This is a genomic window from Brachybacterium sp. Marseille-Q7125 (assembly GCF_023062615.1).
Lineage (GTDB): Bacteria > Actinomycetota > Actinomycetes > Actinomycetales > Dermabacteraceae > Brachybacterium.
The window spans coordinates 1-404 of sequence record NZ_JALLAL010000206.1; the positions used below are offsets into that span (position 1 = coordinate 1).

1 pseudogene is annotated in these 404 nt (G+C 60.9%); it reads left to right on the forward strand.

Annotated features, from left to right (window positions below):
• Nucleotides 1-133 precede the first annotated feature (133 nt).
• Nucleotides 134-404: pseudogene (locus MU407_RS14245) on the forward strand (IS3 family transposase); the annotation flags it as partial.

Here is a 404-nt window from a genome sequence, read left to right on the forward strand (position 1 = left end):
TCGGCCTGCTTTCTACGACGCTCAGCGCGCTCCTCGGCGCTCATCTTCGGCATGGCGTCAATCGTCACAGTGTGTCTCCTTCAGGGGGTGGTGCCACACCCCTTACACACACCATTTGACAGGCCCCCGTGCGATGATCTGCTCCTACATCGACGAGTACAAGGATGAGTTCGGAGTCGAGCCGATCTGCCAGACCCTGCGGGAAGCAGAGGTCCAGATCGCTCCGAGCACCTACTACGCCCGTCGCCAGCGTCCACCGTGCGCGCGTGCACAGCGTGACGAGGTCCTGAAAGAGGAGATCACCGAAGTGCATCACAAGAACTTCGACGCGTTCGGGGCCAGGAAGATGCACATCGTTCTCAATCGCGAAGCAGACACCCGAGGCAGAGGTCATGTCGCCCGCT